This is a genomic window from Labilibaculum sp. DW002 (genome assembly GCF_029029525.1).
GTDB classification, from domain to species: Bacteria; Bacteroidota; Bacteroidia; order Bacteroidales; family Marinifilaceae; genus Paralabilibaculum; species Paralabilibaculum antarcticum.
Genome location: NZ_JAKJSC010000005.1, coordinates 149,100 through 176,086 on the forward strand (window position 1 = coordinate 149,100; position 26,987 = coordinate 176,086).

Consider the following 26,987-nt stretch of genomic DNA (forward strand, 5'->3'; position numbering starts at 1 on the left):
TAATATGAAAGTATTGGTTTTGTGTACTGGAAATTCGTGTAGAAGCCAGATGGGAGAAGCAATTTTACGAGAAATTAATCCAGAATTAGAAGTGGTTTCTGCTGGTACAAAAATTGCAGATCGAGTTCATCCTCTTGCTGTAAAAGCAATGGCTGAAATTGGCGTTGATATCAGCGATCTTCGTCCGAAAATGGTAGATGTATTTTTGGAAGATGGAGTTGATTATTTGATCTCTGTATGCGGTGGAGCAAAAGATGCATGTCCTGCATTTTTAGGTCCAGTAGGAACTCGTTTGCATATTGGTTTTGATGATCCTGCTTACGCAGAAGGAACAGAAGAGGAGATTTTTGATGTATTTAGACGTGTACGTGATGAGATTCGTAGAGATTTTGCAAAATTCAATGAGGAATATATACTAAACAAATAATGATGGGTGCTTTAAATAAACGATTATCATTTTTAGACAGATACCTTACTTTGTGGATATTTGCCGCAATGGCATTTGGAGTTGGAATGGGTTATTTCTTCCCTTCAATGTCTGGATTTTGGAACAAACTATCGGTTGGAACAACTAATATTCCTATTGCAATTGGCTTAATCATTATGATGTATCCGCCATTGGCAAAAGTAAAATATGAAGAGTTGAAAGATGTATTTAAGAATCGTAAGGTTCTGCTTCTTTCACTTATTCAAAACTGGATTCTAGGTCCTACTCTGATGTTTGGATTGGCTATTCTTTTCTTACGTGATTATCCGGAGTATATGACCGGATTGATCCTAATCGGACTGGCTCGATGTATTGCCATGGTAATTGTATGGAATGATTTAGCAAAGGGGGATACGGAATATGCAGCTGGCCTGGTTGCTTTCAACAGTATTTTCCAGGTCTTTTTCTTTTCAATCTACGCCTATGTTTTCATCACGGTTTTACCAGGATTTTTTGGTTTAGAAGGATCAGTTGTTGATGTATCAATGGGTGATATTGCTGAGAGTGTAATGATTTACTTGGGAATTCCATTTTTTGCTGGAATGATAACAAGATATTTTGGGATTAAAGCGAAAGGAAAAGATTGGTATCAGGAAAAGTTTATTCCTAAGATTAGTCCACTAACACTAATCGCTCTATTATTCACCATTTTTGTCATGTTCTCTCTAAAAGGTGAGCATATTATTCAGCTGCCATTCGATGTTGTCAAAATTGCTATTCCGCTTTTGATCTATTTTGTGATCATGTTTTTGGTTTCATTCTTTATGGGTAAAAAAAGCAATGCCGGATATGAAAAAACAGCTACGCTATCATTTACGGCAGCAAGTAATAATTTCGAACTGGCAATTGCGGTAGCTATCGCTGTATTTGGCATCGATTCAGGTGTTGCATTTGCAGCTGTTATTGGCCCATTGGTTGAAGTACCTGTTCTAATAGCCTTAGTTAATCTCTCATTACGATTACGAGACAAATACTTTAATGGAAAGGTAGAAGTAGTGAAATGTGATGATTAAATCATAACAATATAACAAGTTGAAAAGTCAGGCTTCGAGAGGAGTCTGACTTTTTTTGATTCAAGAGTTTACTGTTTGTGGCGTTTTTACATAGGGAATGGTAAAATAGAACTCAGCACCATCTCCAAGTGTTGAATTTACACCTATTTCTCCTCCCATCAATTGGATCAATGATTTAGAAATTGCTAAACCTAAGCCACTTCCTTCTTCGGCGTGGAAAGCTTTGGTATCTGCCTGTCTGAATCGTTCAAAAACAATATCTTTCATTTCTGGATGAATTCCTGGACCAGTATCCTTCACAGAGAAATAGAGCTGGTCATTTTGTGCTTGATAAGAAAAATGAACCTGACCTTCTTTTGTAAATTTGATTGCATTTGTCAAAAGATTAGTCAAGACTTGTTCCAAGTGAAGAGAATCGATTTCGATTAGGCAATCAGTGTTGGGGAGTTGGCTTTGATAAGCTAAAGACAAATTGCTTTTTTCAGCCAATGGTTTAAAAAAATCATAAGTATTATCCATCAGCTGATTAATGTTCGTTGTTTTTGTTTGGCAAGTAATTTGTCCAGTTTCAATCTTCGAAATATCTACCAAATTGTTAATGAGAACTAACATACGATGTCCGCTCTCTTTAATCATATGCAAGTATCGTTTCTGTTTTTCAATGGTAATTTCTTTGTAATCTAATAATTCAGCAAATCCAATAATGCCATTCATCGGAGTTCTAATCTCATGACTTAAATTAGCTAGGAAGCTGGTTTTTAAGCGGTCGCTTTCTTCTGCTTTTTCTTTTGCTATGGCTAATCTGTTGTTGGTGATTTGTAATACCTTGCTGGTTGTGTTAATTTTCTGAAGTAGGTGCGATAAGACTAAAACAATAAATACCAGCACAATTATTATTATTGAAACTGTCCAGATTAGGGTTTTGTATTGCTTAAAAAATGAATAACTCTCGTTTACAATGATACTGTTTTCTGGTAGTTCACTAGTAGAGATTCCATGGTTTTCAAGAGCATTATAATCAAACTTGTGAATCATAGGACTGCCTGAAACTTCTATTTCATTGGCTTTAGTGCCTTTGATTAATCTTATAGCAATTTTAGCTGCCTCTTCTCCTTGAAAAACTGGGCTCGTAATTTTCCCACCAATAACGCCTTGCCCAACTACATCCCAAATGCAATAGATTGGTAGCTTTGTTGCTGATTTGGTAAATTCTAAGCTCTGTTCGCTGGTTAATACTTCTCCCTGTGGTGTGCGTATGTAAATTCCCCAAATTACAGCTGCATCCTTTGGTAAATTACTTAATTGCATGTGCAGATCTTTTAGATCAAGATCGTATAAGTGTTTGAAATCGATACTGTCTTTTAGTATTGATTCGACACGAGTCATTCGATTTTGAAAAGCCATTCCAGATACTGTCGCATCGTAAATAACGGCTATCTCCTTAATATTTGGGTGCAGTTCCCGAATTAAATTCACGGTACCCAAAACATCGTAAGATTCATAGATTCCTGTAATGTTTTCATTTCTTTGAATTCGTTCTGGTTGAAAATCATTTATTCCACAAAATACTATAGGAACATTAGGAAACAATTCATCTCCATAGTCGATTAAGAAATTTAATGCATTGTCGTCTGAAGAGAGGATGGCATCAAACTGAATATTGGAATATTTATGATGGTAGATGTCTTTTAGTTGCTGAAAGTAGGCAGAGTCAGAACACCTCTTTGTGTCCATGTAATTGGTAAATGTTTCTACGTCTTCATTTTCAAAAACGGTATTAATTCCTTTCATGATACGGTCTGTCCAATAAAATCCTTCATGATAAGAATGCAGAATTAATACTTTTTTCTTCGTTAATAATTTGAATTCTTGATTTGTATTTTGGTGTAAAGGAAATGAATAAGCACCTGAAGAAAAAAACAGAGAAATGATCAATGCCAAACAAAAGTAACGCAAAGCATTGTGAATAATTTTAGGGTCAAATGAATTCATAGTAGAAGTTTCTCTCGATACTGTTTACATTTAGTTAGTAATTGTATGATTAGCAGAATTCTGAATTTTATCCTTAAAGCTGAGGGTTAATAGGGCTTGCCAAAGAATTTGTTCGAATCTTTTTTTTTGTACGCAAAAGGATACTGAAAGATACAATCTATGTAAAGTATTCTGTTCAAGATGCTTTGTTTTATTAATGGATCTGTTTTTTTTTAATAAAACTCATTACTTAGCTTCGTGTAAATGCCTTTTATCATCAGCAATATTGTTTATATTTGAAATACAAAAAGAAAATATATGATTAAGCCTGGATTGAAGATTGGCATAGCTTTGAGTATCATCCTTATTTTACCTTCTCTGTTTTTTACTGCTTACGAAATTGGCAATTTAAATCAAAACGAGGCGGTGATCGATTCTATTTATTCCAGTCAGTTGGAATCCGTTCTGTTTTCTATTAATCAATACTCCGATGATGTTTTAAGTGGTTGGGCTAATCAAATGGATAAGGGACGATATGGGCTTGATAAGGAAATTGAATTGTTAGAGACAAAAAACTATTCGATAGATGCTTTTTTTCTTATTAATGCAGATCGATACCAACTGTTTCCGAAAGAGAAAATACCAGAAGACAGTATCAACAGCCTAAGTAAAATGCTCGAAGAGATCTACTTGGTAAATGAATCTAAAATTGCTGCCTTACAGCGATACATTAAAAGTGGGTATCAGAAAATTGGTGTACTGAAAGCTAATATGGATGGAAAAAGCTTGTTTGCCTTTGCAAGAAATCAAGATTCCTTATCTGTTGAAACGGTTTTATTACTTGTTGATACGGAAAAATTCATACAAGAGAATTTAGGACCTAAAATACAAGGTATTGCACAAGATCAATACTATATTTCTGTTATCGACCGAGAGTTAAATACAGAATTGTATTCTAATGTGGTGTTTGATGCAGAGGGTAAAAACATCCAACAAAAGAAAGAGATTTGGTTGTTTCCCAATTACGATTTAGGTATTCAGATGAAAGGAAATACCATAGAAGATTTGGTTCGTAAACGAACAAAAACGAACGTTATTTTATTGGTGGTAATGAATGTGATTCTGTTGCTAGGAGCCTGGTTTGTATACAAGAGCATTCAACAACAAATACGATTGACTCAATTAAAATCTGATTTTATATCGAATGTCTCTCATGAAATAAGAACCCCTTTGGCTTTGATTAATATGTATTCTGAAACTTTAGAAATGGGGCGAATTTCAAATGAGGAAAAGAAACATGAATACTATAAGGTCATTAATACCGAAGCAAATCGCTTGTCGCGTATGGTAAATAATATTCTCAACTTTAATAAAATTGAAAGTGGTAGAAGAGAATATCATTTTAAGGAGACTGATTTAAACCAAGAAGTAGAAATCATCCTCCAAAATTATGGACAACATTTGGATAGTAAAGGCTTTGAAATAAGCTTTGCGGCTTGTGAAGATTTGCCGAAATTATTAATTGACCAAGAGGCTGTATCTGAGGCGATTATTAATCTGATTGATAATGCCGTTAAGTATAGCAATGAAACAAAGAAGATTAAATTGCAATGTGAGAAAAATGCTGATTACGCAATTTTGAACGTGATAGATCATGGAATTGGCATTGCTACAAAAGATCAATCCTTAATATTTGACAAGTTTTTTAGAGTTAGTTCGGGTGATTTGGCCTATAAGGCTAAAGGATCGGGTATAGGTCTCAGCATCGTGAAACATATTATGGATGCTCATGGAGGCAAGATTAATGTGAAAAGTGAGCCAGGAGAAGGAAGTGTTTTTAGCCTGTGGTTCAAATTAAATAAATAAAGTGACCTTATTAAAATACGCATACTTATGTATCCAATATTAATTGTAGAAGATGAGCCGAGCATGCAAATGGGCTTAAGAGATAATTTGGAATTTGAGGGCTATGAAGTAGACCTTGCCGATGATGGCGAGTTGGCTCTGGAAAAAATTCTGACAAATAAATACAGTCTGGTGCTGTTGGATGTGATGCTTCCGAAGATATCGGGATTTGATATCTGCAAAAAAGTGAGAGAAAAGGGAATCGAGACTCCAATTATATTGCTTACGGCAAAGGGTGAGGAAATCGATAAGGTGTTGGGCTTGGAATTTGGTGCTGATGATTATATCACCAAACCATTTAGCTTGAGAGAACTTTTGGCCAGAATAAGAGCGGTATTGCGTCGTTCACCAGCATTGGAACAAGCTGCAACAGAGGAGCGAGTTCAGATTGGTAACTTGGACATTAATTTTACTTCATTTGAAGGATTTGTAAATGGCAACGAGGTGAAAATGTCTCATAAGGAAGTAGAAATCTTACACTTTCTCTGGAATAATAAGAATCAAATTGTAAGCAGAGACGATTTGTTAGACCAAGTTTGGGGAACAGATTATCAACCCACTTCACGAACCATTGATAATTTTATATTGAAACTAAGACAAAAAATTGAAGACGATTCCAATCATGCTAAAATAATACTGACAGTACATGGTGTAGGGTATCGATTGGTTGTATAAGTTCAAAGTAGAAAGTGACAAGGATAAAGGAACAAGATTCAAGGAAAAAGTAGAAAGGAGAAAGGAAAAAGTTTCTAGCTCCAAGTTCTAAAGAAAAAGGATAAAGAGTCATCAATTGCCCCGTGCTTTAGCTCGGGGTTTTAGAAGGAAATATAAAGCTGTGACAACTTATGACATCTGTTAATTTTGCTGTGACATAAATGTTTTTTTCTCACCCTAATTTTACCAATAGAAGTTTAAGATAGATGAAGGAATGGAAGGCGTACGATTCCATTCTCTTTTAAAGTTTTAAAAATGATTGGTAACATTTAAAATTAGGGTTATGAAAACGATAAAGATTGTATTTTTCGCATTAGTATGTTTAGTATTAACAACTAATTTTGCAATGGCGGTTGAGCCAGAGAAGCAAAAGATTGAAAAAGAAAAAATTCAATTACTTAAGAAAATTAAAAGATCAGTTTCGAGTACAAGTTTTGCTGATTTTATGCAAGAAGGGAAATCGGAGCAGGTTATTGTACGTTGCACGGTAAATGAAAACAACCGAGTGGTAGTTAGTAAGGTTATTGGTTTTGATGATGAACTTAAGAAAGCGATTCGAAAAAATATGGACGACAAGTTAATTAAGGCAAGTTCTGATTTAGTTGGACAGGAATTGGCACTTCATTTTACATTTAAAATGAAATAAGGGTAAAATTGGAATTAGCTACAAGATAAAAGGATGATAATGAAAAGTAGGATCTCTAAAATACATATGGTAAAGCTTGGCTTACTGCTACTGTTCTTGATTTTTCAAGTGGGTAGTGTAAAATCAGAAAACCTGAGAAGCTTGGTTAACCTAAAAGGATATTGGAAATTTTCAATTGGGGATGATCCGCAGTGGGCCAACCCCAATTATAATGATTCGAAATGGCAAAAGGTATTTGTGCCTGATAGTTGGGAAACAAATGGTTTCGAGGACTACAATGGATACGCCTGGTATCGAAAAACTTTTGAATTGAATCAATCATACAATCGTGAGTTTGTTTATTTGCGAATGGGGAAAATTGATGATGTTGATGAGGTTTTTGTGAATGGAAAATTGGTAGGCGCATCGGGGAATTTTCCTCCTCGAATGAAAACGGCTTATGATATTCCGCGAATGTACCCAGTTCCGGTAAGTTTGCTTCGGGAAGATGGCAAAAATACAATTGCAGTTCGTGTGTACGATGAAATTTTGGATGGTGGAATTATTAGTGGTGACATTGGTTTGTTTTTAGATCTCGATCAGATAAAAATGGATGTAGACTTAAGTGGCTATTGGAATTTTGAAATCAATAAAACGGTAGATAAAGGAAATTTGAATTGTGTGAATTACCGAAAAGGGAAAATATTTGTTCCTGGATTTTGGGAAACAAGAGGATACAACGACTATGATGGGAAAGCTGTTTACACAAAGAGTTTTTCTTATCCATCCGATTTAAGTCGAGATGACAAGGTTTTGGTTCTGGGTGTAATTGATGATGAAGATGAGGTATATTTGAATGGAGATAAGCTGAGAGTATTGAGAGCTAAGCAGGATCGAAGAAGTTCTTATGCGAATTCGAATTATGCTACCTTTCGTGCTTATGAAATACCAGATGGCTTACTGAATAGGTCGAATGGAAATGAGATTGAAGTTATTGTGACCGATCATATGGGACCAGGTGGAATTTATAGGGGACCTATTGGAATTACCAATAGAGACAGAGCCGAGGCATTGCTTCAAAGGGAATACAAAGACAATCGATCGAATGTGCAGAAGTTTTTTGATTATTGGTTCGATTAATTTATTGTGGGAAGATATACTGGAGATATGGAGAAGACAAAAGGATATATAATTGTGATACTGATTATGCTATGCTGTAGTGGCTTTAGTTTGAATGCCAATGCTCAAGATTATCGGAAAGTGGTTGATTTGAATGGATCGTGGAAATTTTCGATAGGAGATAATGAAAAATGGGCAGCAGCCGATTATAATGATTCCAATTGGGAGCGAATTCAAGTGCCATCACAGTGGGAAAATCAAGGCTTTCATGGCTACGATGGTTTTGCTTGGTACCGAACCAATTTTAATTTTCCATCCTCGTTAAAAGCACAATCTTTGTTTCTTAAACTAGGTACTATTGATGATGTAGATGAAGTTTACGTTAATGGAAAAAGGGTAGGGCGTACCGGTACTTTTCCGCCTCATTTTTCAACGGCTTACAATTCTAATCGTGTGTATCATGTTCCTGTTGGCTATTTAAAAGAGAACAACAATACTATTGCTGTTCGTGTGTACGATGATATAGGAGAAGGCGGGATTGTTCATGGTGATATTTCTTTAGTAGTTGATCGCGATGCCATTCCTTTGGATGTTGATTTGCAAGGAGATTGGAAATTTAAAACAGGTCGAAATGCCCACAAAGATTTAGGGTCGGTAATTGATTGGGACGATATTTTGGTTCCTGGCCATTGGGAAAATCAAGGTTACAAGAATTACGATGGTTACGCTTGCTATGTGCTCGATTTTGCTGTAAGTGCAAATGTTCTGGCAGAAAGAATGGTTTTGGTTTTGGGCAAGATTGACGATCTTGATCAGGTATATGTGAATGGCGTTTTGGTAGGGCAATCGGGAGAATTCAAACCATCTACGGTTCAGAGATATGATCAAACTTATCGCCAGATGCGAGGCTATTATTTACCTCCTAATTTGATTAAAGCAAACGAAGAAACTCGAATTGTTGTACGTGTTTACGACGCAGTAGAGGGTGGAGGTATTTATACTGGGTCAATTGGCTTAATAACACAAGAAAACTACATCGATTATTGGAACAGCCGAAGAAGAAGATGATTTACAGTGATCAGTTAGCAGTGAACGGTTATCAGTGAACAGTTATCAGTAAAATTAACCTACTGTCTTTTTCCTTGTTACTTTCTCCTTGGAGCTTGAAACTTTTTCCTTGAAGCTTTATTCTTGAACCTTAATAAATAGAATTGGCTTGCGCTTTTCTTTTCTTCTTGTCCTCTTTCTCCTTTAGCTTTTCCTTCTTTAGGCGTGCACGTTCTTCTCTTTTCAATTTCTTTTTAATTTTTCGTTTCTGCGCTTGGGTCATGCTTTCGCGGATATCATCATCGGGGGCAGAAATACCTCTGTTGCTTCTGCTTGAATTGTAATCTTGTGCACGAGTGCCATTGTTATTGCCGTTATTTCCTATATCATCTCCAGATGTGTCTGTAGCAGAATCTGCTTTGTTCGATCTGCTTGAATTGTAGTCGGTAGCTTCTACGCCACGATTATTTCCACCATTGTTATCCATATCCAATACGGAATGATTGGAGTTTTTATTGCTTCGGCTCGAGTTGTAGTCCGTTGCTTTGCTACCATCATTATTGCCATCATCTCCTGATGTATCGGTAGCGGAATCTGCTTTGTTCGATCTGCTTGAATTGTAATCGGTGGCTTCTACGCCACGATTATTTCCGCCATTGTTATCTACATCCAATACAGAATGATTGGTGTTTTTATTGCTTCGGCTCGAGTTGTAGTCCGTTGCTTTGCTACCATCATTATTGCCATCATCTCCTGATGTATCGGTAGCGGAATCTGCTTTGTTCGATCTGCTGGAATTGTAGTCGGTGGCTTCTACGCCACGATTATTTCCACCATTGTTATCTACATCCAATACAGAATGATTGGAGTTTTTATTGCTTCGGCTTGAGTTGTAATCCGTTGCTTTGCTTCCATCATTATTGCCATCATCACCTGATGTATCCGTAGCGTTATCTGCTTTGTTCGATCTGCTTGAATTGTAGTCGGTGGCTTCTACGCCACGATTATTTCCACCATTGTTATCTACATCCAATACAGAATGATTGGTGTTTTTATTGCTTCGGCTCGAGTTGTAGTCCGTTGCTTTGCTACCATCATTATTGCCATCATCACCTGATGTATCGCTAGCCGTATCTGCTTTGTTCGATCTGCTGGAATTGTAGTCGGTAGCTGCAACACCTCTGTTTCCTGTATTGCTATTTGGTCGATCGGCGGAAATTCCTCTGTTACTGCGGCTCGAATTGTAATCTTGTGCTTTGCCACCCGAAGTTCCGCCTGTGTTGCCTCCCGAATTATTGGCACCCTCGTACAAAACATTTTCCCCTTGATTGCTGTTTTGTTGATACATTGGGTTGCTATTGTTACTGCTTCTAGGCTGATACATTGGATTATCACCTTTGGTTCCTGAGTTCTGATAGAGTGGGTTGGAGCTTCTCTGGGAATGGTTAGCGCAAAGACTACCAATGCTAATGCTAACACCAAAATTCATGTTTAAACTAGAAAAATTCAAGCTTTTAGCCGTGAATGGAATTTCACTTGCCAAATCAGGATCTAACCTGCCATCGGCACCAATTGCTTTCGATAAATCTTTGCTATAGAAATTGATATCGGAATTGAACGTAGTTACATATTCGCTACTTACGAATAGTTGCAAGCCAGTACAAACTTCCGTTTTAATTTTGGCCCCCACACGAGCACTCAATGCTTTTACACTTTGTTGATTTAGTTTCTCTGTTGTGATGTCGGTATTGGCCTGTAAACTTTTAATTTCAGGTGTACTCGTTACCGATAATCCGGTTCTTCCATATACTTGAATGGCAAATTTGCTATTGCCCAAGCTGAACTGTGGCCCTACATCAAATGTAGTACTGCTGTATTGGTTTCGGGATCCTTGTACAGGACCAAATTCTTGTCTTACATTAAAAGAGGAATGTTTGGCTCCAAAGCCCAAGGAGATTTTTTCGCAGAATTGTTTGCTTAGTGATAGTTCACTATTGAATCCATCTTCTACAAAATCTTCGAAGCCTCCATTGGGAAGGCTAATACCGTTGATTATTTCGATTTGTAATTTGCCTGAATTCGATTGGCTATTTTGTGCATTAGAATAGGTGCAGAACAATATTAGGACGATAGACAAGAAAAGGTTTTTCATACGTGGGGATCTTTAAGTGCAAGACTATTAGTCGGCTGGTTTAGGTCCGATTGATATCTTAAGATACGAAAAAATATTTAAGGATGAAAAAGTCTTTTATTGCTTTTGCAGCTTTGTTTAATAAGTGTTGACTTTTTGATATTGTGGACTAAAAGCACACGAAGAGTATTATGTCTGGAGACTTGGTGCATTGTGAGAACAAGAAATGCATTGCGTCTGGAGACTTGGTACATTGTTAGAACAGGAAATGTTCCGCGCCTGGAAACTTGGTACATTGTGAGAACAAGAAATGTATCACGTCTGGAGACTTGGTGCATTGTGAGAATAGGAAATGTATCGTGTCTGGAGACTTGGTACATTGTGAGAACAGGAAATGTTCCGCGCCTGGAAACTTGGTACATTGTTAGAACAAGAAATGTATCAAGTCTGGCGACTTGGTGCATTGTGTGTACCGGAAGGGTATCACTTTTGGAAAAGTGATGGGGCGAGTGTGTTGTTATTTAGTCACTTATCTATTTTTGTGCTTCTTGCTTGCGATTTACTTTACATTTTTCAAAAAACATGACAAACACCAAAGTAAGCTGTCTACAAAAAGGACCCTATAGTCTTTATTTAGTTAAATGGTAATGCCCTGTTAAATAATCAGGATGATTCTTTTGTTAGACACATATTGTTTTGTAGATTCAAGGGCGAAAAACGAATTTGTGCGATATTGCCACCCAATAGGGTGTTGTAAAGTGCATGGATGCGATATACACATTTGTTAACACAAAAACGAAAAAAATGAGACAACAATGAAAATACTAATGACAATTATTTTTGCTTTCTTAATTATTTCTTGTAAGTCGAATACAGAAAAGCAGGAAACAAAAGCTGTTCAGTTAAAAGCACAAATATCAGCTCAAACTGTGCCTAATAAGCAAAAATCAGAAGTTTCAAAAAAAACCTATACTCTCAATGACATAAAAATTACTTTGACACAGGCCAAAAGTGATGGAAAAGAATTTTACTGTAAATCAAGACTATTAATATCTAGAAATAATGATTCAATTGATAGTTTGAACTTTACATCTGAACCAGTTGGTGGACATTATGGTATTTCAACACCAATACAAATTGATAACCACTTAATTTTCACAAAACACGGAGATTATGACGGAAGGACTATCATAGTTGATGACAAGGGGGAAGTGTTCAATATAATCGGTGGTTTAAACTATTACGATCCAAACAAAAGTCTTCTTTTCACAATTTACGAATCCGACTTAAGTGGTTTTGCAGTGTTTGACTTGAAAAATGATTCATTAAAATTTGAAATGCAGGAAATGGAAGATTATCCAATTTCATTTCACAAGGCATTTGGAGAAAGATATTTTATTTTGTGCAACAATGAAGATGCTGACGAAGGAGATATTGCAATTTGGGAAATTGAATTTGAACTTAATAGAATTTTGCAAGTTGACTTTGATATAAACAATATTAACGAAGAAAACATTCTAAAAACGTGGAAATTGGAAGATGTAAATTGCGAATGTGATGAATGAAAAAACGAAATGCCAATAAAAGCTAAATAATCATGGGGGTTATGAGTCGTTTGCAATTAATTGCTATTGGGAGCACAAGAAGATGGTACGGCCGCTGAGTGGAAATTGAAACAAAACCTATTATTTAAACTGAATTACACTTTTATAAAATGAGAAAAATAACCTTACTAATTCTGCTTATTGGACTTTGTACAATTTGTAAAGCTCAGACAGAAAGAGAGAAAGCGATTGACTTGAAAAATCATGCAGTTGAGTTAATGGATAATGGTAAAATAGATGAATCAATAAAGATTTTAGAACGGGCTCAACAAATTGATCCAGATTTTATTACCATTCCCTACGAAATTGCATTTGCCTATCAATTAACAAAAGAATATGATAAAAGTATAGAGATTGCTAAACCATTATTAAAACACCCCGATGTTTTTGATCTTGTTTATCAGTTGATTGGAAATTCCTATGATTTAAAAGGAAATAAAGCTAAGGCTATTAAAATGTATGATAAAGGAATCAAGAAATTTCCCAATTCCGGTAAATTACATCTTGAAAAAGGCATAGTTATGGCAAGTCAGGAGAAATGGTTTGAAGCATTAGATATTTGGGAGCAAGGGATCGTGGCTGACCCATCTCATTCATCTAATTACTATTATGCAAGTCAAGTATTAGCTCAGACGGATGAGCGGATATGGGGAGTTTATTATGGGGAAATCTTTCTCAACCTTGAGCCAAATTCGCAAAGGTCCGCTCAGATAAGCAAACTTCTATACGATACATACAAAACATGCTTTCCTATAAAAAATAATAAATGGGGATTACAATTCAGTCATAAGGCTACCAATATCGTTTTAGGTGATTTAAAGGATATAAAATTCTCCTTCGAAACGATACACAATCTTGTCATGGAGCAAGGATATAAAGGAGTCGAGCCTGAATTTACGATAGATAATTTAATTAATATTAGAAAACAATTTCTAGAAGAATGGAATGCTGAATATGCTGAAAGATATCCTAATCTTATATTTGACTATCATGACTTTTTGATTAAAAACAAAATGTTTGAGCCATATATGTATTGGACTTTAAAAGGAGGTGCTGAGAATGAATTTCAGATTTGGAAGTCAAATAATGCGAGTACTCATAGTAAATTCATAGAGTGGTTTAATAATAATCCAATGTCATTTCCGGATGATAGAAAAACAAATAGATTTAGTTATTAATCATTTTTCCCCGTTAGCCCGAGCTTGTAGCTCGTGTTCTTCGCAAGCAGTAAACTTGTGCCTAGCAGATGTTTGAAAGAAAAAGAATAACGCAAACTGCCACAATTCATACAACTTACTGTATTTGCATAATTAATACGGATGAGATTTATGGAATAAGCAAAGAAAAAGCATCTTATAAGAAAATACTGATTATGAAACATACAATTTTTATTCTATTTATTGCATTACTATTAGGATCGTGTCATCAGAGCCCGTCGGATAAAGCTGATTTTATTGCAGATGATTTGATGATGGAAGAAATGATTCCGATCACAAGACAAGAACTAAGTAGTCCACCACCTTTACCTCCATGGGAGACAAAAGAAGTGATTAAGAAAAAAATCATAAAAGATGGACGGATTGGTATTGAGGTTGATAATTTAGAACAGACTAAAAAACAGATAGATTCTTTAGTGGTAAAGCATGGTGGATATTATGCGAATGAACGATTAAACAATTCGGATTGGCAAATATCCTATAATCTGAAAATAAGAATTCCGAGTAATAGCTTTGAAAAACTGATTGGTGAGATTGAGACGGGCGGTGGCGAAATAAAGTATAAGGAAATTGATGCAAGAGATGTCACAGATCAATTCATTGATTTAGAAATTAGACTTGAAAACAAAAAGAATTACTTAAAAAAGTACAATGACCTATTGAAACAGGCAAAATCAGTTAAAGATATCCTTGAAATTGAAGAAAGGATTCGAGGAATTGAAGAGGAGATTGAAAGTACAACAGGGAGGCTGAAATATTTAAGTGATTTAGTAGATTATAGCACACTCAATTTAGAAATATTAAAGCCTAAGGATTATAAATACCAACCCGAAAAACGTGATAAATTTACAAAACGACTAAAGCATGCGCTTTCAAAAGGTTGGTTTGGATTTGTGGATTTTATTGTGTTTGTGATTAAAATTTGGCCTTTCTGGATAATTGTAGGAATTATAGTTTACGCTTGGAAAAAATATAGAAATCGAAAAAAGAATAAGGAATAATTGAACACAACAAAGGTGAAATTATCATGGGCGTTATAGGTCATTTATAAAAAACATTAACAGATAAATAAACATATAAAAATGAATAAAAAAGCATTAAAAATTATTGGAGTTATTGTGTCGATAATTGTGATTGTCATATTTCTTGATTTAGTTTTAGGGGAATTTCTAACTGGTTGGAATAATCCAAGGTAATCTTACAAATTGGGATTTACCAAAAGCAATAATTAATCTATGAAAAATAGAACTTGCCCAAATTGTGGAAATAAATACTCATTTCTTTCCTATGTTAAAAAATCGATGTTCAAATGAATACAATGCAGAAGGTAATGCACAACGTAAAGACGCAATGCATTGCGTCTCTACAAAATGTCGTGATGTGGTTCTCGCTTCTGCACGATTGTAACGTGTGGATTTGTAGACTAGAAAAACAAACTTTACGATCAATTACCAAAATCAATAGCCAATAGTAACTATAATCAGGAAATGACAATATATAATTGGTCAAAAATAATGGAAATGAAATCTAACGAAGAGCTCATAGAGATTTCTGAAAAATCATCTAATGAAATAGAAAGTGAAGGAATTACTGCAGCTGAAATTGAGATTCGAAAAAGAATAAAAGGTGGACTTTTTACGATAGCCAACGAGTCAGAGTTTCCAGAAAAGCCAATTCTAGATGAGCAAAAGCAATCTTATAAAAAATCACTTATGAGTGCTGTTGTTTTTATAGCTGCATTCTACTTCATTTTTAAATGGGAATTAGATTACATTTTTATTTTAACTGGAATATTACTTATTCATGAATTGGGTCATTTATTAGCAATGAAGGCTTATAATTACAAGGACTTAAATATGTTTTTTATTCCGTTGCTTGGAGCTGCTGCCTCTGGAACAAAAAAAGAGGTTAGTCAAAAACAGAAAGTATGGATTTCAATGGCAGGACCTTTACCTGGGATTATCATTGGTTCTTTTATCTATGCAAATGGTTATGCCTCTGAGAGTGAGATGTACATGAGAATTGGAAATATTTTCATCTATTTAAACCTCTTCAACCTTCTTCCCATAATGCCATTAGACGGAGGGCGAATACTTAAAGACTTGTTTTTTCATAAAAAAGAAAAAATAAGCATCATCTTCTTATGGGTGTCAATTGCATGTTTGATTATCATAGCGATAAAAATGGAAGCCTTTATGCTTTTATTAATTCCTGTGTTTCTTTTTACTCAAATAAATGTTCAATCGGAATATTCTAAAATGAGAAAGCTATTTGTAAAAAAGGGCTTCGATATTAACAAAGGCTATGATGATCTAAGTAAAAAAGAGTACTGGTTATTCCGAGATGAACTTGCGATAAACATGAAGATGATCGCCAAAATGATAGAACCTAAAAGATATGTTGTAACAGCTAATGAAAAAAATGTAATTAATGCTCTTAATAATATTCTACAAAAGGATCCATTAAAGGATATCGGGATTGGTGGGAAAATAGCTTTCATATTCTTATGGATTACTGCATTTCTATTGCCGTTTATAGTATTAGTAGTTTATTATTTAATGGGATTAATAGCGTTTTAGAAAATTAACAATACACAATAAAAGATAAATAAACATATAAAAATGAATACAATGCAGAAGGTAATGCACAACGTAAAGACGCAATGCATTGCGTCTCTACAAAATATCGTGATGTGGTTCTCGCTTCTGCACAATTGTAACGTGTGGATTGGTAAACTAGAAGAACAACCTATACGATCAATTACCAAAATCAATAGCCAATAGTAACTATAATCAGGAAATGACAATATATAATTGGTCAAAAATTATGGGGACTTAGTAGGACAGCAATAGGCAATTCCGTCACATAAACTACAAACACACAATTAATCAATACAATGGATAATTTAGAATACAAAATTGAACCGAAAGAAAACTTTTATTTTGCATTAAAAGTAATATTTGGATTAGCAGGTTATGTGCTTTTCTACTATATCATTAAATTACTTTTTTCGAATGATAATTTCATGTCATTTGTTCCCTTGTTGGTTTATATTCCGATTATATTACTTGTCCTTTTCTTTAGGATGGGATTGTTGATCGGTTATTTGAAAGGAAACTCTATTAAGGTAACAGATAAGCAGTTTTCGGATCTTAATAAGATCGTAGAAGAACAATGCAGAACACTGGGTATGCAAAATGTTCCTGATGTTTACATCCTTCAGAATGGAGGTTTGCTAAATGCTTTTGCTGCAAGGTTTATGGGTAGTAATTACATTGTATTGTACTCGGATATAGTAGAGGAAGCCTACGAAAATAATTACGATTCGCTAGCATTTATTATTGGGCATGAGTTGGGACATGTTAAGAGAAAGCACATGATTAAATCATTGATCTTTTTTCCTTCCATTATTGTTCCTTTCTTAAATGGAGCCTATTCAAGAGCGTGTGAATATACTTGCGATAGTATCGGATTCTCACTAACGCCTAAAGGAGCCCAGCCAGGTATTTTGCTTTTGGCTGCAGGTAAAAAAATATGGCAGAAAGTAAATGTTGATGAGTTTATAAAGCAAGAGCAAACGGAGATCGGATTTTGGTCTTGGTTCGCCGAAAAGGTATCCACACACCCTAAACTGACAAAAAGATTGATGAGGTTCGATCAGCTTACTCCAGTCATTAAAAAACAAGCTGTGGTAGAATCAGTAAAGGTGCAGGAAATTAAATCTGATCATTCGTCATATATGCCCAATTAATAGCCTTGCAAATTGGGATTTATAGTTACGATACATTTACATTGCTTAAAAAAAAATAACAATTGGATGTGATTATTAATAGGCTAAATATGCAATACAGAACTGTACAATACGACGTATAACCTTATGCACAACGTAAAGACGCAATGCATTGCGTCTCTACCAATAAAACGTGATGTAATATCTAAACAAAGGAATGGCAGAAAAATTTCAGAACAAATATAGAATACCATCAGCCCGTTTGCAAAACTGGGATTATGGATCGAATGCCATGTACTTTGTGACCATTTGTACGCAAAATCGGGAATGCTATTTTGGCGATGTTGTAGATGGGGAAATGCATTTATCTGAAATTGGAAAAATCGTAGAAGAGGAATGGTTAAAAACATTTGAAATGCGACCTGATATGTGTTTGCAAATGGATGAATATGCGGTGATGCCTAATCATTTTCATGCTATTATCGTAATTGGCGAAAATCAATACAATGTGCAGCGTAAAGACGCAATGCATTGTGTCTCTACAAACAACAAATTTGCACCCCAATCAAAAAATCTGGCAGCAATAATGCGTGGTTTTAAATCAGGGGTGACTGTTAATGCCCGTAGAATAGACGCCGATTTTGCTTGGCAAGCACGATTTCACGATCATATCATTCGAAATGACGAATCATTTCAACGAATAAGGAATTACATTTCTGAAAATCCGGTAAAATGGTCGAATGACAAATTTTATAATATTGGTTAACAACCATACTAACACAGTTCATAATGAGAAGTAAGCCCATGAGATCTATTGTATTATTAGCTATAATTTGCGGATTGATATCGTGCAATTCTAAAAATGAAAAAACTCAAGAGAAAATTGCCGATAACCAAGAACTAATTGAGATCTATAAAGCCGATCAGGGAGATCGTAGAACAGATAAGATAGATTGGAATGTTGTAGGAAAGCGAGATAGCATAAGAAAGGCAAGAGTTTCTGAATTATTAGATTCGAATAAGGTGCTTACCTCACAGGATTATCATCATGCCGCTATGCTTTTTCAGCATGGAGGAGATTCCATTGCTTACGGAATGGCTGTGAAATTAATGAAGAAATCGATTGAGTTGGATTCAACGGCTAACAAATGGTTATTGGCCGCTGCAATTGATAGAAACCTTTTGAGTAGGCAAAAGCCGCAGATTTATGGTACGCAATATTGGAGAATGAATGATGAGCCTTGGGAGATGCGCGATATGGATACAACGCTTATTACTGATGCAGAGCGAATAGAATATGGTGTAGGTACTTTGGCTCAACAAAAAGAAAAGCTAAAGCAGATGAATCGCAAAAAGCTAAACGAATTGGTGAAGGAAGGAAAAACGACAGATGAATTAATTCAGTTCATAAAAAGCGAAGATCCCGACTTATCAAAATACGATATCTCCGAAAGAGGAGTTAATAGTTTTGCCTATGAATTGTGGGCACAAGGAAAAGAAAAAGAGGCTTTGAAGGTTTTTAAATTGAATACAGAATTGTATCCAAAAGGTTATAATGCTTTTGATAGTTACGGCGAATGCCTTTTGAAGTTAGGCGATAAAGCAAATGCAATAAAGGCTTATCAAAAATCATTAGAATTAAATCCTAAGAATAAAAATGCTGAGAAAGTACTGGCAGAAATAAACAGCTAAATGAAAAAAGCATTAACACAAATTGATATTAAAGAATTAAGATACCAATGCAGAATGGGTTATCTTCTTCCTTCTATGCTTTTTCTATTTGGAAATGTTTTTGTTGGTGGAGCCTATGTTGCCAACTTTGGCTGGCTTGGAGTCGATACTGAGATCTTGTTGATCATGGTATCAGTATTTGCTTGTTTATCGCTATTCATAGGCTACAAGATGAATTGGAAATACATTTCAGATATTAGTTACAAGGAGAAGCAGGTTGAAACGAAAATAGTTCAGAGGAAAGAGGCGAAGAGAGATTATGAAGCTGGAAGCGGAACTTTATATGTAGGGCAAGAAATGAAGGGCTTCGATTCTTATAGCATTATCGTTGAAAATACGAGATACAGAGTTGATGAAGAATTGTACTCAGCTTGCACTGAGGGCGGCGAAGTCTTGTTTAATTATGCGCCAAAAAGCCGATACCGTTTAAGTATTGAAGTAAAGAAATAAGCAAGTTTTTAAAAAGAAAATCTCTTAAGCTTAAAATTAATATAAGCTAGTAGAAATAAAATAGACAAAGGTTGAATCATGTATTGGTTCAACCTTTTTTGTTGATTCGACGCAACCCTTTTGATAAGGGGCATCTTTTATTTGCAATGAATACTGTTTAGCACGATATTTGTTTAAATCAGTTTCGTATTTAATTAACAAGCACGCACAAAATTGAAATCATATGAAACGTCCATGCCAAAGCGATTTTGACACACAGGGAGATGGTTATCTCAGCATGGTAAGTTCCATATGGCAACTAAAAATCAAATTATAATCATATGAAAAGAAATGTAATTGTTTTATTGACCGTTTTTTTGAGTTGTACAGCTATGGCTCAAGGACAGAAGAACTTTATCGATCAGAATTATATTGAAGTAAAAGGGGTTGCTGAAATGGAGATTGTTCCTAACGAAATCTATTTAAATATTCATATAGACGAAAAAGACACCAAAAATAAAGAGAGTGTTGAAGTGTTGGAGAAGCAAATGTTCTCAGCATTGAAAAAGGCTGGTATAAACCTTGAGAAACAGCTTTCTGTATCTGATTTTGGAAGTAATTTAAAGTTTCACTTCATGAAAAGAACCAATGTAATGAAATCGAAAGATTTTGAATTGCTCGTTCATGATTCTAAAACACTTGCTAAGGTATTTGTAGAGCTTGAGAAAATTAAAATATCGAATATTAATATACTACGAGTAGATCATTCTGATATTGAAAAATATAGAAGAGAAGTTAAGATTAATGCAATGAAAGCTGGAAAAGAAAAAGCTACAGATTTATGTGAGGCAATAGGACAGACAGTAGGAAAAGCAATCTATATAAATGAAAGCTCGTCGCATTACAAAAATGAATATGCAAATACTGCCGTTCGAATTAGAGGAATGAGTAGCATGGCAAAAATGGATGTGCCGAATCTCGATTTTCAAAAAATTAAATTAGAATACTCAGTTTTGCTTCGTTTTGCAATAAATTAATGGAATTGTAAGCCTCATGAAAATGAGGCTTTTTTATTGTTGTAATCTATCTTACGAGTAGTTTAAAGGCTAAAATTTCAGGTTCTGTTTTTCTCACCAAATATTTTTTTTGTTCTTTTGTGGAGAATTACCAAATCAAGAAATTAAATGATCAAGATATTATCATATCCTTTAAGCGTTATATTCTATATCCTATTTTTACTTTTATTGGTTATTTTTCATCCAATACAAGTCATTAGTCATAAGCTTTTCGGATACCAAGCACATAAGAATTCTGTTGACGTTCTAAACTTTTTTTTGATGCGTGTTGTCGTATTTTTAGGCGTAAGAATCACTTCTTTACCAAAATGTAATCTCCCAACCGATCGTCCTTTAATAATCGTTTCAAATCACCAGGGAGTTTATGACATTCCTCCAATTGTTTGGTTGTTTAGAAAACATCACGCAAAGTTTATTTCTAAAAAAGAGCTAGCCAAAAATATTCCTAGTGTTTCTTATAATCTTCGTCATTCGGGAGCTGCTTTAATCGATCGTAAAAATAGAGCACAAGCAATACCTGAAATTTCTAAATTGGGAGATTTAATTGCAAAGAATAATTATGCAGCTTGCATTTTTCCAGAAGGAACTCGCAGCAAAACCGGCCAAATGAAAAAGTTTAAAGCTGGTGGCATTGAGGCTTTGCTTAAAGCTGCTCCAAATTCGCTAATTGTTCCTTTTGTAATAGATGGAAATTATCAAATAGAGAAAAATGGCATGTTTCCTTTGTGTTTAGGAGCAAAAGTACGTTACAAAGTTTTGGATCCAATTGAACCTGGAAACAATTCAGCAATTGAAATAACTGAAAAAGTGGAAAGTTTGATTCGAAAAGAATTGAATCAGTAATAGATAGTATTTAAAGCTTCTTTTGTCGAGAGAGAGCTTTTATTAAATTGATCAGAAATGAATGAGCAGCAAGAAAAAACAGCACTAGTAGTAGAAGGTGGTGCAATGCGTGGAATTTTTGCCGCTGGAGTGTTAGATCAATTTATGGAAGCTGATTTTAATCCTTTTGAAACGGTTCTAGGTGTTTCTGCAGGTGCGATTAATGCAGCAGCTTATTTGGCAAAACAGAAAGGTCGAAACTTTAAAGTGTTTACGGATTATTCTTTGCGTCCAGAATACATTAGTTGGAAAAAATTTCTGAATGGTGGTCATTTAATGGATTTGGATTGGTCTTGGGACATCACCACGCGAGATTTGCCAATAAGTACTGATATCTTGTTTGCCGAGAATCCTGATTTTGAAATTGGTGTAACCATGAATTCTGACGGTCGCTCACAATTTATAAAACCCGATGCAGATAGTCTTAGTCATGTAATGAAAGCAAGCTGCACGGTTCCTCTTTTTTATCGAAAATTCCTAAAAATAGAGAATGAAATTGTTTCGGATGGTGGAGTGTCTGCACCAATTCCAATTCAAAGAGCAATAGAAAAAGGTGCTACAAAAATAATGGTGATTCGTTCGCGTCCAGATTCTTTTCGAATGAAAAAAGGATTAGAGGCCAGATTAGGGAAATTTCTTTTTCGCAAATATCCTGGACTGGTAAGTGCTTTGCAAAAACGCCCCGAAATATACAATTCAGCTATTGAATTGATTCAAAACCCGCCAAAAAATCTACAAATATTTGATGTTTGTCCTCCAGAAAGTTTCCAAACCAAACGATTTACCCAAGACTATGATTTATTAGTTAAGGATTATGAATTAGGGCGAGAAACGGGTAGAATAGCCATCGAGAAGTGGAATTGCAAATAAAATTAATTTCCGATTAAACCTTTTTACCTTTCACGCGTCTATAAAGTGAACTAAAATCCTGAAAAGAGACTTATTTATCGGCCAAATGTTAATGAAAATCTAAAATGGTAAATTTATTGATGTATTTGGATTCTGAGTTGTAAGTTTGTTAGGGCAATTTTAAAAACTTTATAATCTACTAAATGAATCGATTAATTCTTTTGATAAGCTTTTGTGTTTTATTTACATCAGCAAAAGCAACTGTACCTGTTGGGAACTCTGAAATTAAAGGAGGAGTAATAAAGGGTATTGTTATGGATAATGCAATGGATATTCCTGTGGAATATGCAACTGTATCAGTTTACACGATGACTGATTCGACATTGATTGACGGAACAATTACCAATGGGAAAGGTGAATTTGAACTCCAAAAGTTAAAACCAGGAAAATACTTTGTTGAAGTTTCATTCATTGGCTATAATAAAGCAATGGTTCGAAATATTCCCATCAACAAAAAACAAAAAATAGCAAATCTGAAAATTGTTAACCTTCGACAATCTACTGAATCATTAAATGAGGTGGTGGTGACATCAGAAAGGTTACCGGTACAATATCAAATTGATAAAAAAGTGATTCCGGTAAGTCGTCAAATTACAGCTGCAAGTGGTACTGCTGTGGATGTTTTGGAGAATGTGCCATCGGTTAGTGTTGATATTGAAGGGAATGTTAGTTTGAGAGGGAATTCGAATTTTACCGTTTTGGTAGATGGTAAACCTTCCATATTAGATGCCTCCGATATCTTAGAGCAAATGCCTGCTAGTGTGATTGAGAACATCGAAATTATCACCAACCCTTCAGCAAAATACGATCCAGAAGGAACTGCAGGTATTATCAATATCATTACAAAAAAGAATACAGAAAAAGGTTTAAATGGTGTTGTTAACCTTAGTTTGGGAAGTCAAGAGAACTACAATAGTGATTTCTTAATAAACTATAGAAAGAAGAAATGGAACTGGAATTTTGGATTGGATTATAGCAATCGACAGTTTGAAGGAACTAGTCATACTGAAAATAGAACTACTTACGAAGGTCTTACCAATACTGTAATATCGGATGGTGAATCTAAAATGAAACGCTCTGGTTATGGAATTAGAACAGGTTTCGATTTTGATATCAATAAGAAAAATCAAGTGTCTTTTGGTTTTAGATATGGAACCAGAGAAATGGAAAGAGGTTCTATTCTCGACTATCAGGAATTTGATAGTAATAGCTCCGATAAAGCATTGTATGATAGCAAAAACTTGTGGAGTAAGGAGATGACCTTTATCAATTCAAACTTATCATATACTAAGAAATTTGAAGGGAAAGGACATCAATTGGCTACTCAGGTGAGTTATTCACGCCGAGGGAGTGGTGATGAGCAATCAACTAATGAGTTAAAAGTTGGGAACGACATTGTTAGTGGAAAAATTGCAACAGAAGAAGGGCCAGGAAGTCGTTGGGAAATCCGTTCAGACTATACTTTGCCTTTGGGTAAGGATTCAAAATTTGAGTTTGGATACCAAGGACAGGTTCGTTCAAGTGAAGCAGATACCAAACAAGAGCACTACAATACAGCTATCAAAGCTTACGATTATCAACCATTGTATAGTCATGATGTAACATACGATCGTCAGGTACATGGATTGTATACAACTTATGCTTCAAAAATTGGCAAGTTTGGTTACCAGCTTGGTTTCAGATCTGAATATACCAATCGCGAAATTGATTTTAAAGGAGAATTAGAGAAGTTTACCATTGAAAGATGGGATTTCTTCCCAACGATTCATACACAAATGGATTTAGGCTCGGATAATCAGGTAATGGCAAGTTATACAAGAAGAATAAGACGTCCTAGAGGATATTACTTAGAGCCTTTTGTAACTTGGAGTGATGCATACAATGTTCGACAAGGTAACCCAAATTTGGATCCTGAGTACATTGACTCATACGAGTTGGGATACATGAAACGATTTGGAGATCAGTCGGTTTCTATTGAGGCCTATTATAAGGTGACGCATGATAAAATTGAAAGTATTAGATATCCCTGGAATGATCAAAGTAATGTTACATCTGGAGATCAGTCTAATGTCATGAAAAATACCTTTGTGAATGTTGGTAATGATTATTCTTTGGGTATTGAGACCACATTAAATTTATCATTTGCGAAATGGTTTAAAAACGATTTAATTGGAAATTTCTATCACTACCAAGAAGAGGGTGATTATATCATAACCAATTCAGCTGATGAAGATATCTATCAGGATTTTTCTACCTCAAGTTACAATTGGAGTTTGAGAAACAACTCAACATTCATTATTGATAAGGCAACTAGATTTCAATTTACAGCCAACTATAATTCCGATACAAATTGGGCACAAGGAAAACGAGAAGGCTTTTTTACAACATCTGCAGCTTTAAAAAGAGATTTTCTTAAGCGAAAATTATCTGCAACTTTTCAGGTTCGCGATATATTTGGAACTGCAAAACATGAGACTTTGTATGAAGGTGAGAACTTCTACAATTTTAGTCAGTTCAATCGCAAATCGCCAGTGTTTAGTTTAAAACTTAGCTTTAAAATCAATAATTATAAAGTGAAAAGAGGAAAAGGAAATGGCAGTGGAGTTGATGTGGAAGAATTTGAAATGTAGAAACCATTAAAAATATAAAGGAGAACTCACGGAATTAATTTCGTGAGTTTTTTTGATATTTGTACTTTATCGATTCAAAATAAAGAAGCTAAGAATGAAATATATTGGAGCACATGTGAGTGCAGCTGGAGGAGTAGAAAATGCACCCGAGAATGCAGCTAAAATTGGGGCGAAAGCTTTTGCTCTTTTCACTAAAAATCAAAGGCAATGGACTGCTAAGCCTTTGACGGACGAGAGTGCAGATCTATTTAAAGAGAATTGTGATAAATATGGCTACGAAGCATCTCAGATATTAGCTCACGATAGTTACCTCATTAACTTAGGTCATCCCGATAAGTTATCTCTAGAGAAATCTAGAAATGCATTTTTGGATGAGATGCAACGTTGCGAAAAGTTGGGCTTGGATCGTTTAAACTTTCATCCAGGAAGTCATTTAAAAAAGGTCTCCATTGACGAATGTTTGCATACCATTTCCGATTCGATTAATTGGGCTTTGGATAAAACCAATGGCGTTAGTGCTGTTATTGAAAATACGGCAGGGCAAGGAAGTAATTTAGGCTTTTCATTCGAGCAAATTGCAGCCATCATCGATCGTGTTGAAGATCAATCGAGAGTTGCTGTTTGTATTGATACTTGCCACGTATTCACTGCTGGTTATGATATATCTACAAAAATTGGTTTTGAAAATGTTTTTGCAGATTTTGAGCGTATTATTGGCTTTGAATACTTAAAGGGAATGCATTTAAATGATTCAAAGAAAGAACTGGCTACAAAAGTTGATCGTCACGAATTAATTGGACAAGGGTTTATTGGTCTTTCGGCTTTCGAATATTTAATGAACGATGCTCGTTTCAATAATATTCCAATGGTTCTTGAAACACCAAACGCTGATCATTGGGCTGATGAAATTAAATTACTTTACAGCTTAGAAAAGAAGTGATTGGTTTTTAATAGATGCGATACCCAACAAGCTTAATTGGTTTACTAAATAATGGATTCTTTATTATAAGACTGCAGAAATAACAATTATCGAACCCGTAACAATGTTAATACCAATTACAATCTTACGGAACTTTTCCGGTTCAATTTTTCCAGAAAACTTGGAGCCTAAATGAGAACCAAAAAACAAAATAGGAATGCAGAATAGTGCCAGGTTAATCGATTCCATCTCTATCATTCCTTTCATTAAAAATGCTGCTGTCGTAAAAAAAGAAGAAAAAGTACTAAACCAAGCAAATATACCTCGGAAGCGATCCTTTTGATATCCTTTTCTATTCATGGCAATAACCAAAGGTGGACCTCCCACCGATATAGCACTGGTTAGTGCTCCGCTAACAAAGCCTGCAAATACAATTGGAAGTGAAAGGAAATGTTTTGCTAATTTTACTTTGCCCAGCATTTGAATCGAAAAAAGCACCACTAAAATACCTGTTAGTAAACGCAATGTTTCACTGTTAATATATTTTAGTGCATAAATGCCTAAAGGAATTCCCCCTAAACTCGCAATAAACATTGGAATAAAGTAATAAGCTTTTATTTTCTCCTGTAGCTTAAACAAAATAACCAAGCTTGTTATTAAATTGAACAGGCTCATAGCAGGGACAAGAACCTGCATAGGGAAAAGTAATGAAAGAAAGGGTACAGCAAGTAATGCAAATCCAAACCCCGTCATTCCTTTAATAAAAGCAGCAGAAAGAATAACTAAAGCACAAAGAATAATTTGAATTAGTGTAATATCGTGCATAACTAAGCTCAATTAAAAATGAG

At 35.0% G+C, this 26,987-nt stretch carries 24 protein-coding genes; 21 read left to right on the forward strand and 3 right to left on the reverse strand.

Annotated elements, in window-relative coordinates:
• Positions 1 to 4 precede the first annotated feature (4 nt).
• Together L3049_RS16995 and arsB are read left to right on the forward strand one after the other, a co-directional pair.
• Complete coding sequence (locus L3049_RS16995; protein ID WP_275111018.1) at positions 5 to 427, forward strand: arsenate reductase ArsC; 423 nt, start codon at positions 5 to 7, stop codon at positions 425 to 427.
• 2 nt (positions 428 to 429) lie between these two features.
• Positions 430 to 1,500 (forward strand): ACR3 family arsenite efflux transporter, encoded by a 1,071-nt coding sequence (arsB, locus tag L3049_RS17000; RefSeq protein ID WP_275111019.1) that lies wholly within the window; start codon positions 430 to 432, stop codon positions 1,498 to 1,500.
• 60 nt (positions 1,501 to 1,560) lie between these two features.
• Here arsB and L3049_RS17005 read toward each other — a convergent pair whose 3' ends face one another.
• A complete protein-coding gene (locus tag L3049_RS17005) occupies positions 1,561 to 3,492 on the reverse strand; it encodes a sensor histidine kinase (protein WP_275111020.1) in 1,932 nt (643 codons plus the stop codon).
• 297 nt (positions 3,493 to 3,789) lie between these two features.
• Here L3049_RS17005 and L3049_RS17010 point away from each other — a divergent pair, with 297 nt between their 5' ends.
• From L3049_RS17010 to L3049_RS17030, 5 genes are all read left to right on the forward strand, one after another.
• Positions 3,790 to 5,337: a sensor histidine kinase gene (locus L3049_RS17010; RefSeq protein ID WP_275111021.1), complete on the forward strand. Its 1,548-nt coding sequence runs from the start codon at positions 3,790 to 3,792 to the stop codon at positions 5,335 to 5,337.
• Positions 5,338 to 5,364: 27 nt separating this feature from the next.
• Positions 5,365 to 6,051, forward strand: coding sequence for a response regulator transcription factor (locus L3049_RS17015; RefSeq protein WP_275111022.1), 687 nt, complete (start codon positions 5,365 to 5,367; stop codon positions 6,049 to 6,051).
• 322 nt (positions 6,052 to 6,373) lie between these two features.
• The gene (locus tag L3049_RS17020) at positions 6,374 to 6,736 is read left to right on the forward strand and encodes a hypothetical protein (RefSeq protein ID WP_275111023.1); all 363 of its coding nucleotides are present in this window, start codon (positions 6,374 to 6,376) and stop codon (positions 6,734 to 6,736) included.
• A gap of 39 nt (positions 6,737 to 6,775) precedes the next feature.
• Positions 6,776 to 7,855, forward strand: coding sequence for a beta galactosidase jelly roll domain-containing protein (locus L3049_RS17025; RefSeq protein WP_275111024.1), 1,080 nt, complete (start codon positions 6,776 to 6,778; stop codon positions 7,853 to 7,855).
• A gap of 27 nt (positions 7,856 to 7,882) precedes the next feature.
• On the forward strand, positions 7,883 to 8,902 hold the full coding sequence (locus L3049_RS17030; protein ID WP_275111025.1) for a beta galactosidase jelly roll domain-containing protein: 1,020 nt from the start codon (positions 7,883 to 7,885) through the stop codon (positions 8,900 to 8,902).
• A gap of 130 nt (positions 8,903 to 9,032) precedes the next feature.
• Here the strand turns inward: L3049_RS17030 and L3049_RS17035 are convergent, their stop codons facing one another.
• Positions 9,033 to 11,033, reverse strand: a complete 2,001-nt coding sequence (locus L3049_RS17035; RefSeq protein WP_275111026.1) for an autotransporter outer membrane beta-barrel domain-containing protein — start codon at positions 11,031 to 11,033, stop codon at positions 9,033 to 9,035.
• 192 nt (positions 11,034 to 11,225) lie between these two features.
• On the opposite strand from L3049_RS17035, the gene L3049_RS17040 reads away from it, so the two are divergent.
• The 14 genes from L3049_RS17040 to nfo all read left to right on the forward strand — a co-directional run bounded on the left by L3049_RS17040 (position 11,226) and on the right by nfo (position 26,160).
• Positions 11,226 to 11,513 carry a hypothetical protein gene (locus L3049_RS17040; RefSeq protein ID WP_275111027.1) on the forward strand — a complete coding sequence of 96 codons (288 nt, stop codon included), beginning with the start codon at positions 11,226 to 11,228 and terminating at the stop codon, positions 11,511 to 11,513.
• 314 nt (positions 11,514 to 11,827) lie between these two features.
• Positions 11,828 to 12,577, forward strand: a complete 750-nt coding sequence (locus L3049_RS17045; protein WP_275111028.1) for a hypothetical protein — start codon at positions 11,828 to 11,830, stop codon at positions 12,575 to 12,577.
• Between the two features lie 149 nt (positions 12,578 to 12,726).
• Positions 12,727 to 13,794, forward strand: coding sequence for a tetratricopeptide repeat protein (locus L3049_RS17050; RefSeq protein WP_275111029.1), 1,068 nt, complete (start codon positions 12,727 to 12,729; stop codon positions 13,792 to 13,794).
• 194 nt (positions 13,795 to 13,988) lie between these two features.
• Positions 13,989 to 14,834: a DUF4349 domain-containing protein gene (locus L3049_RS17055; RefSeq protein ID WP_275111030.1), complete on the forward strand. Its 846-nt coding sequence runs from the start codon at positions 13,989 to 13,991 to the stop codon at positions 14,832 to 14,834.
• A 519-nt stretch (positions 14,835 to 15,353) separates the two neighbouring features.
• On the forward strand, positions 15,354 to 16,412 hold the full coding sequence (locus tag L3049_RS17060; RefSeq protein WP_275111031.1) for a site-2 protease family protein: 1,059 nt from the start codon (positions 15,354 to 15,356) through the stop codon (positions 16,410 to 16,412).
• A gap of 317 nt (positions 16,413 to 16,729) precedes the next feature.
• Positions 16,730 to 17,584, forward strand: coding sequence for a M48 family metallopeptidase (locus L3049_RS17065; RefSeq protein ID WP_275111032.1), 855 nt, complete (start codon positions 16,730 to 16,732; stop codon positions 17,582 to 17,584).
• 196 nt (positions 17,585 to 17,780) lie between these two features.
• Positions 17,781 to 18,329, forward strand: a complete 549-nt coding sequence (locus tag L3049_RS17070; RefSeq protein WP_275111033.1) for a transposase — start codon at positions 17,781 to 17,783, stop codon at positions 18,327 to 18,329.
• A gap of 23 nt (positions 18,330 to 18,352) precedes the next feature.
• On the forward strand, positions 18,353 to 19,255 hold the full coding sequence (locus tag L3049_RS17075) for a tetratricopeptide repeat protein (RefSeq protein WP_275111034.1): 903 nt from the start codon (positions 18,353 to 18,355) through the stop codon (positions 19,253 to 19,255).
• Positions 19,256 to 19,744 carry a hypothetical protein gene (locus tag L3049_RS17080; protein WP_275111035.1) on the forward strand — a complete coding sequence of 163 codons (489 nt, stop codon included), beginning with the start codon at positions 19,256 to 19,258 and terminating at the stop codon, positions 19,742 to 19,744.
• Positions 19,745 to 20,064: 320 nt separating this feature from the next.
• Complete coding sequence (locus L3049_RS17085; protein ID WP_275111036.1) at positions 20,065 to 20,760, forward strand: SIMPL domain-containing protein; 696 nt, start codon at positions 20,065 to 20,067, stop codon at positions 20,758 to 20,760.
• A 147-nt stretch (positions 20,761 to 20,907) separates the two neighbouring features.
• Positions 20,908 to 21,642, forward strand: a complete 735-nt coding sequence (locus L3049_RS17090; protein WP_275111037.1) for a lysophospholipid acyltransferase family protein — start codon at positions 20,908 to 20,910, stop codon at positions 21,640 to 21,642.
• A gap of 57 nt (positions 21,643 to 21,699) precedes the next feature.
• Complete coding sequence (locus L3049_RS17095) at positions 21,700 to 22,551, forward strand: patatin-like phospholipase family protein (RefSeq protein ID WP_275111038.1); 852 nt, start codon at positions 21,700 to 21,702, stop codon at positions 22,549 to 22,551.
• Positions 22,552 to 22,733: 182 nt separating this feature from the next.
• Positions 22,734 to 25,220 (forward strand): TonB-dependent receptor, encoded by a 2,487-nt coding sequence (locus L3049_RS17100; protein ID WP_275111039.1) that lies wholly within the window; start codon positions 22,734 to 22,736, stop codon positions 25,218 to 25,220.
• Between the two features lie 94 nt (positions 25,221 to 25,314).
• Complete coding sequence (gene nfo, locus L3049_RS17105; protein ID WP_275111040.1) at positions 25,315 to 26,160, forward strand: deoxyribonuclease IV; 846 nt, start codon at positions 25,315 to 25,317, stop codon at positions 26,158 to 26,160.
• Between the two features lie 63 nt (positions 26,161 to 26,223).
• Here nfo and L3049_RS17110 read toward each other — a convergent pair whose 3' ends face one another.
• Positions 26,224 to 26,964 carry a sulfite exporter TauE/SafE family protein gene (locus L3049_RS17110; RefSeq protein ID WP_275111041.1) on the reverse strand — a complete coding sequence of 247 codons (741 nt, stop codon included), beginning with the start codon at positions 26,962 to 26,964 and terminating at the stop codon, positions 26,224 to 26,226.
• Positions 26,965 to 26,987 lie beyond the last annotated feature (23 nt).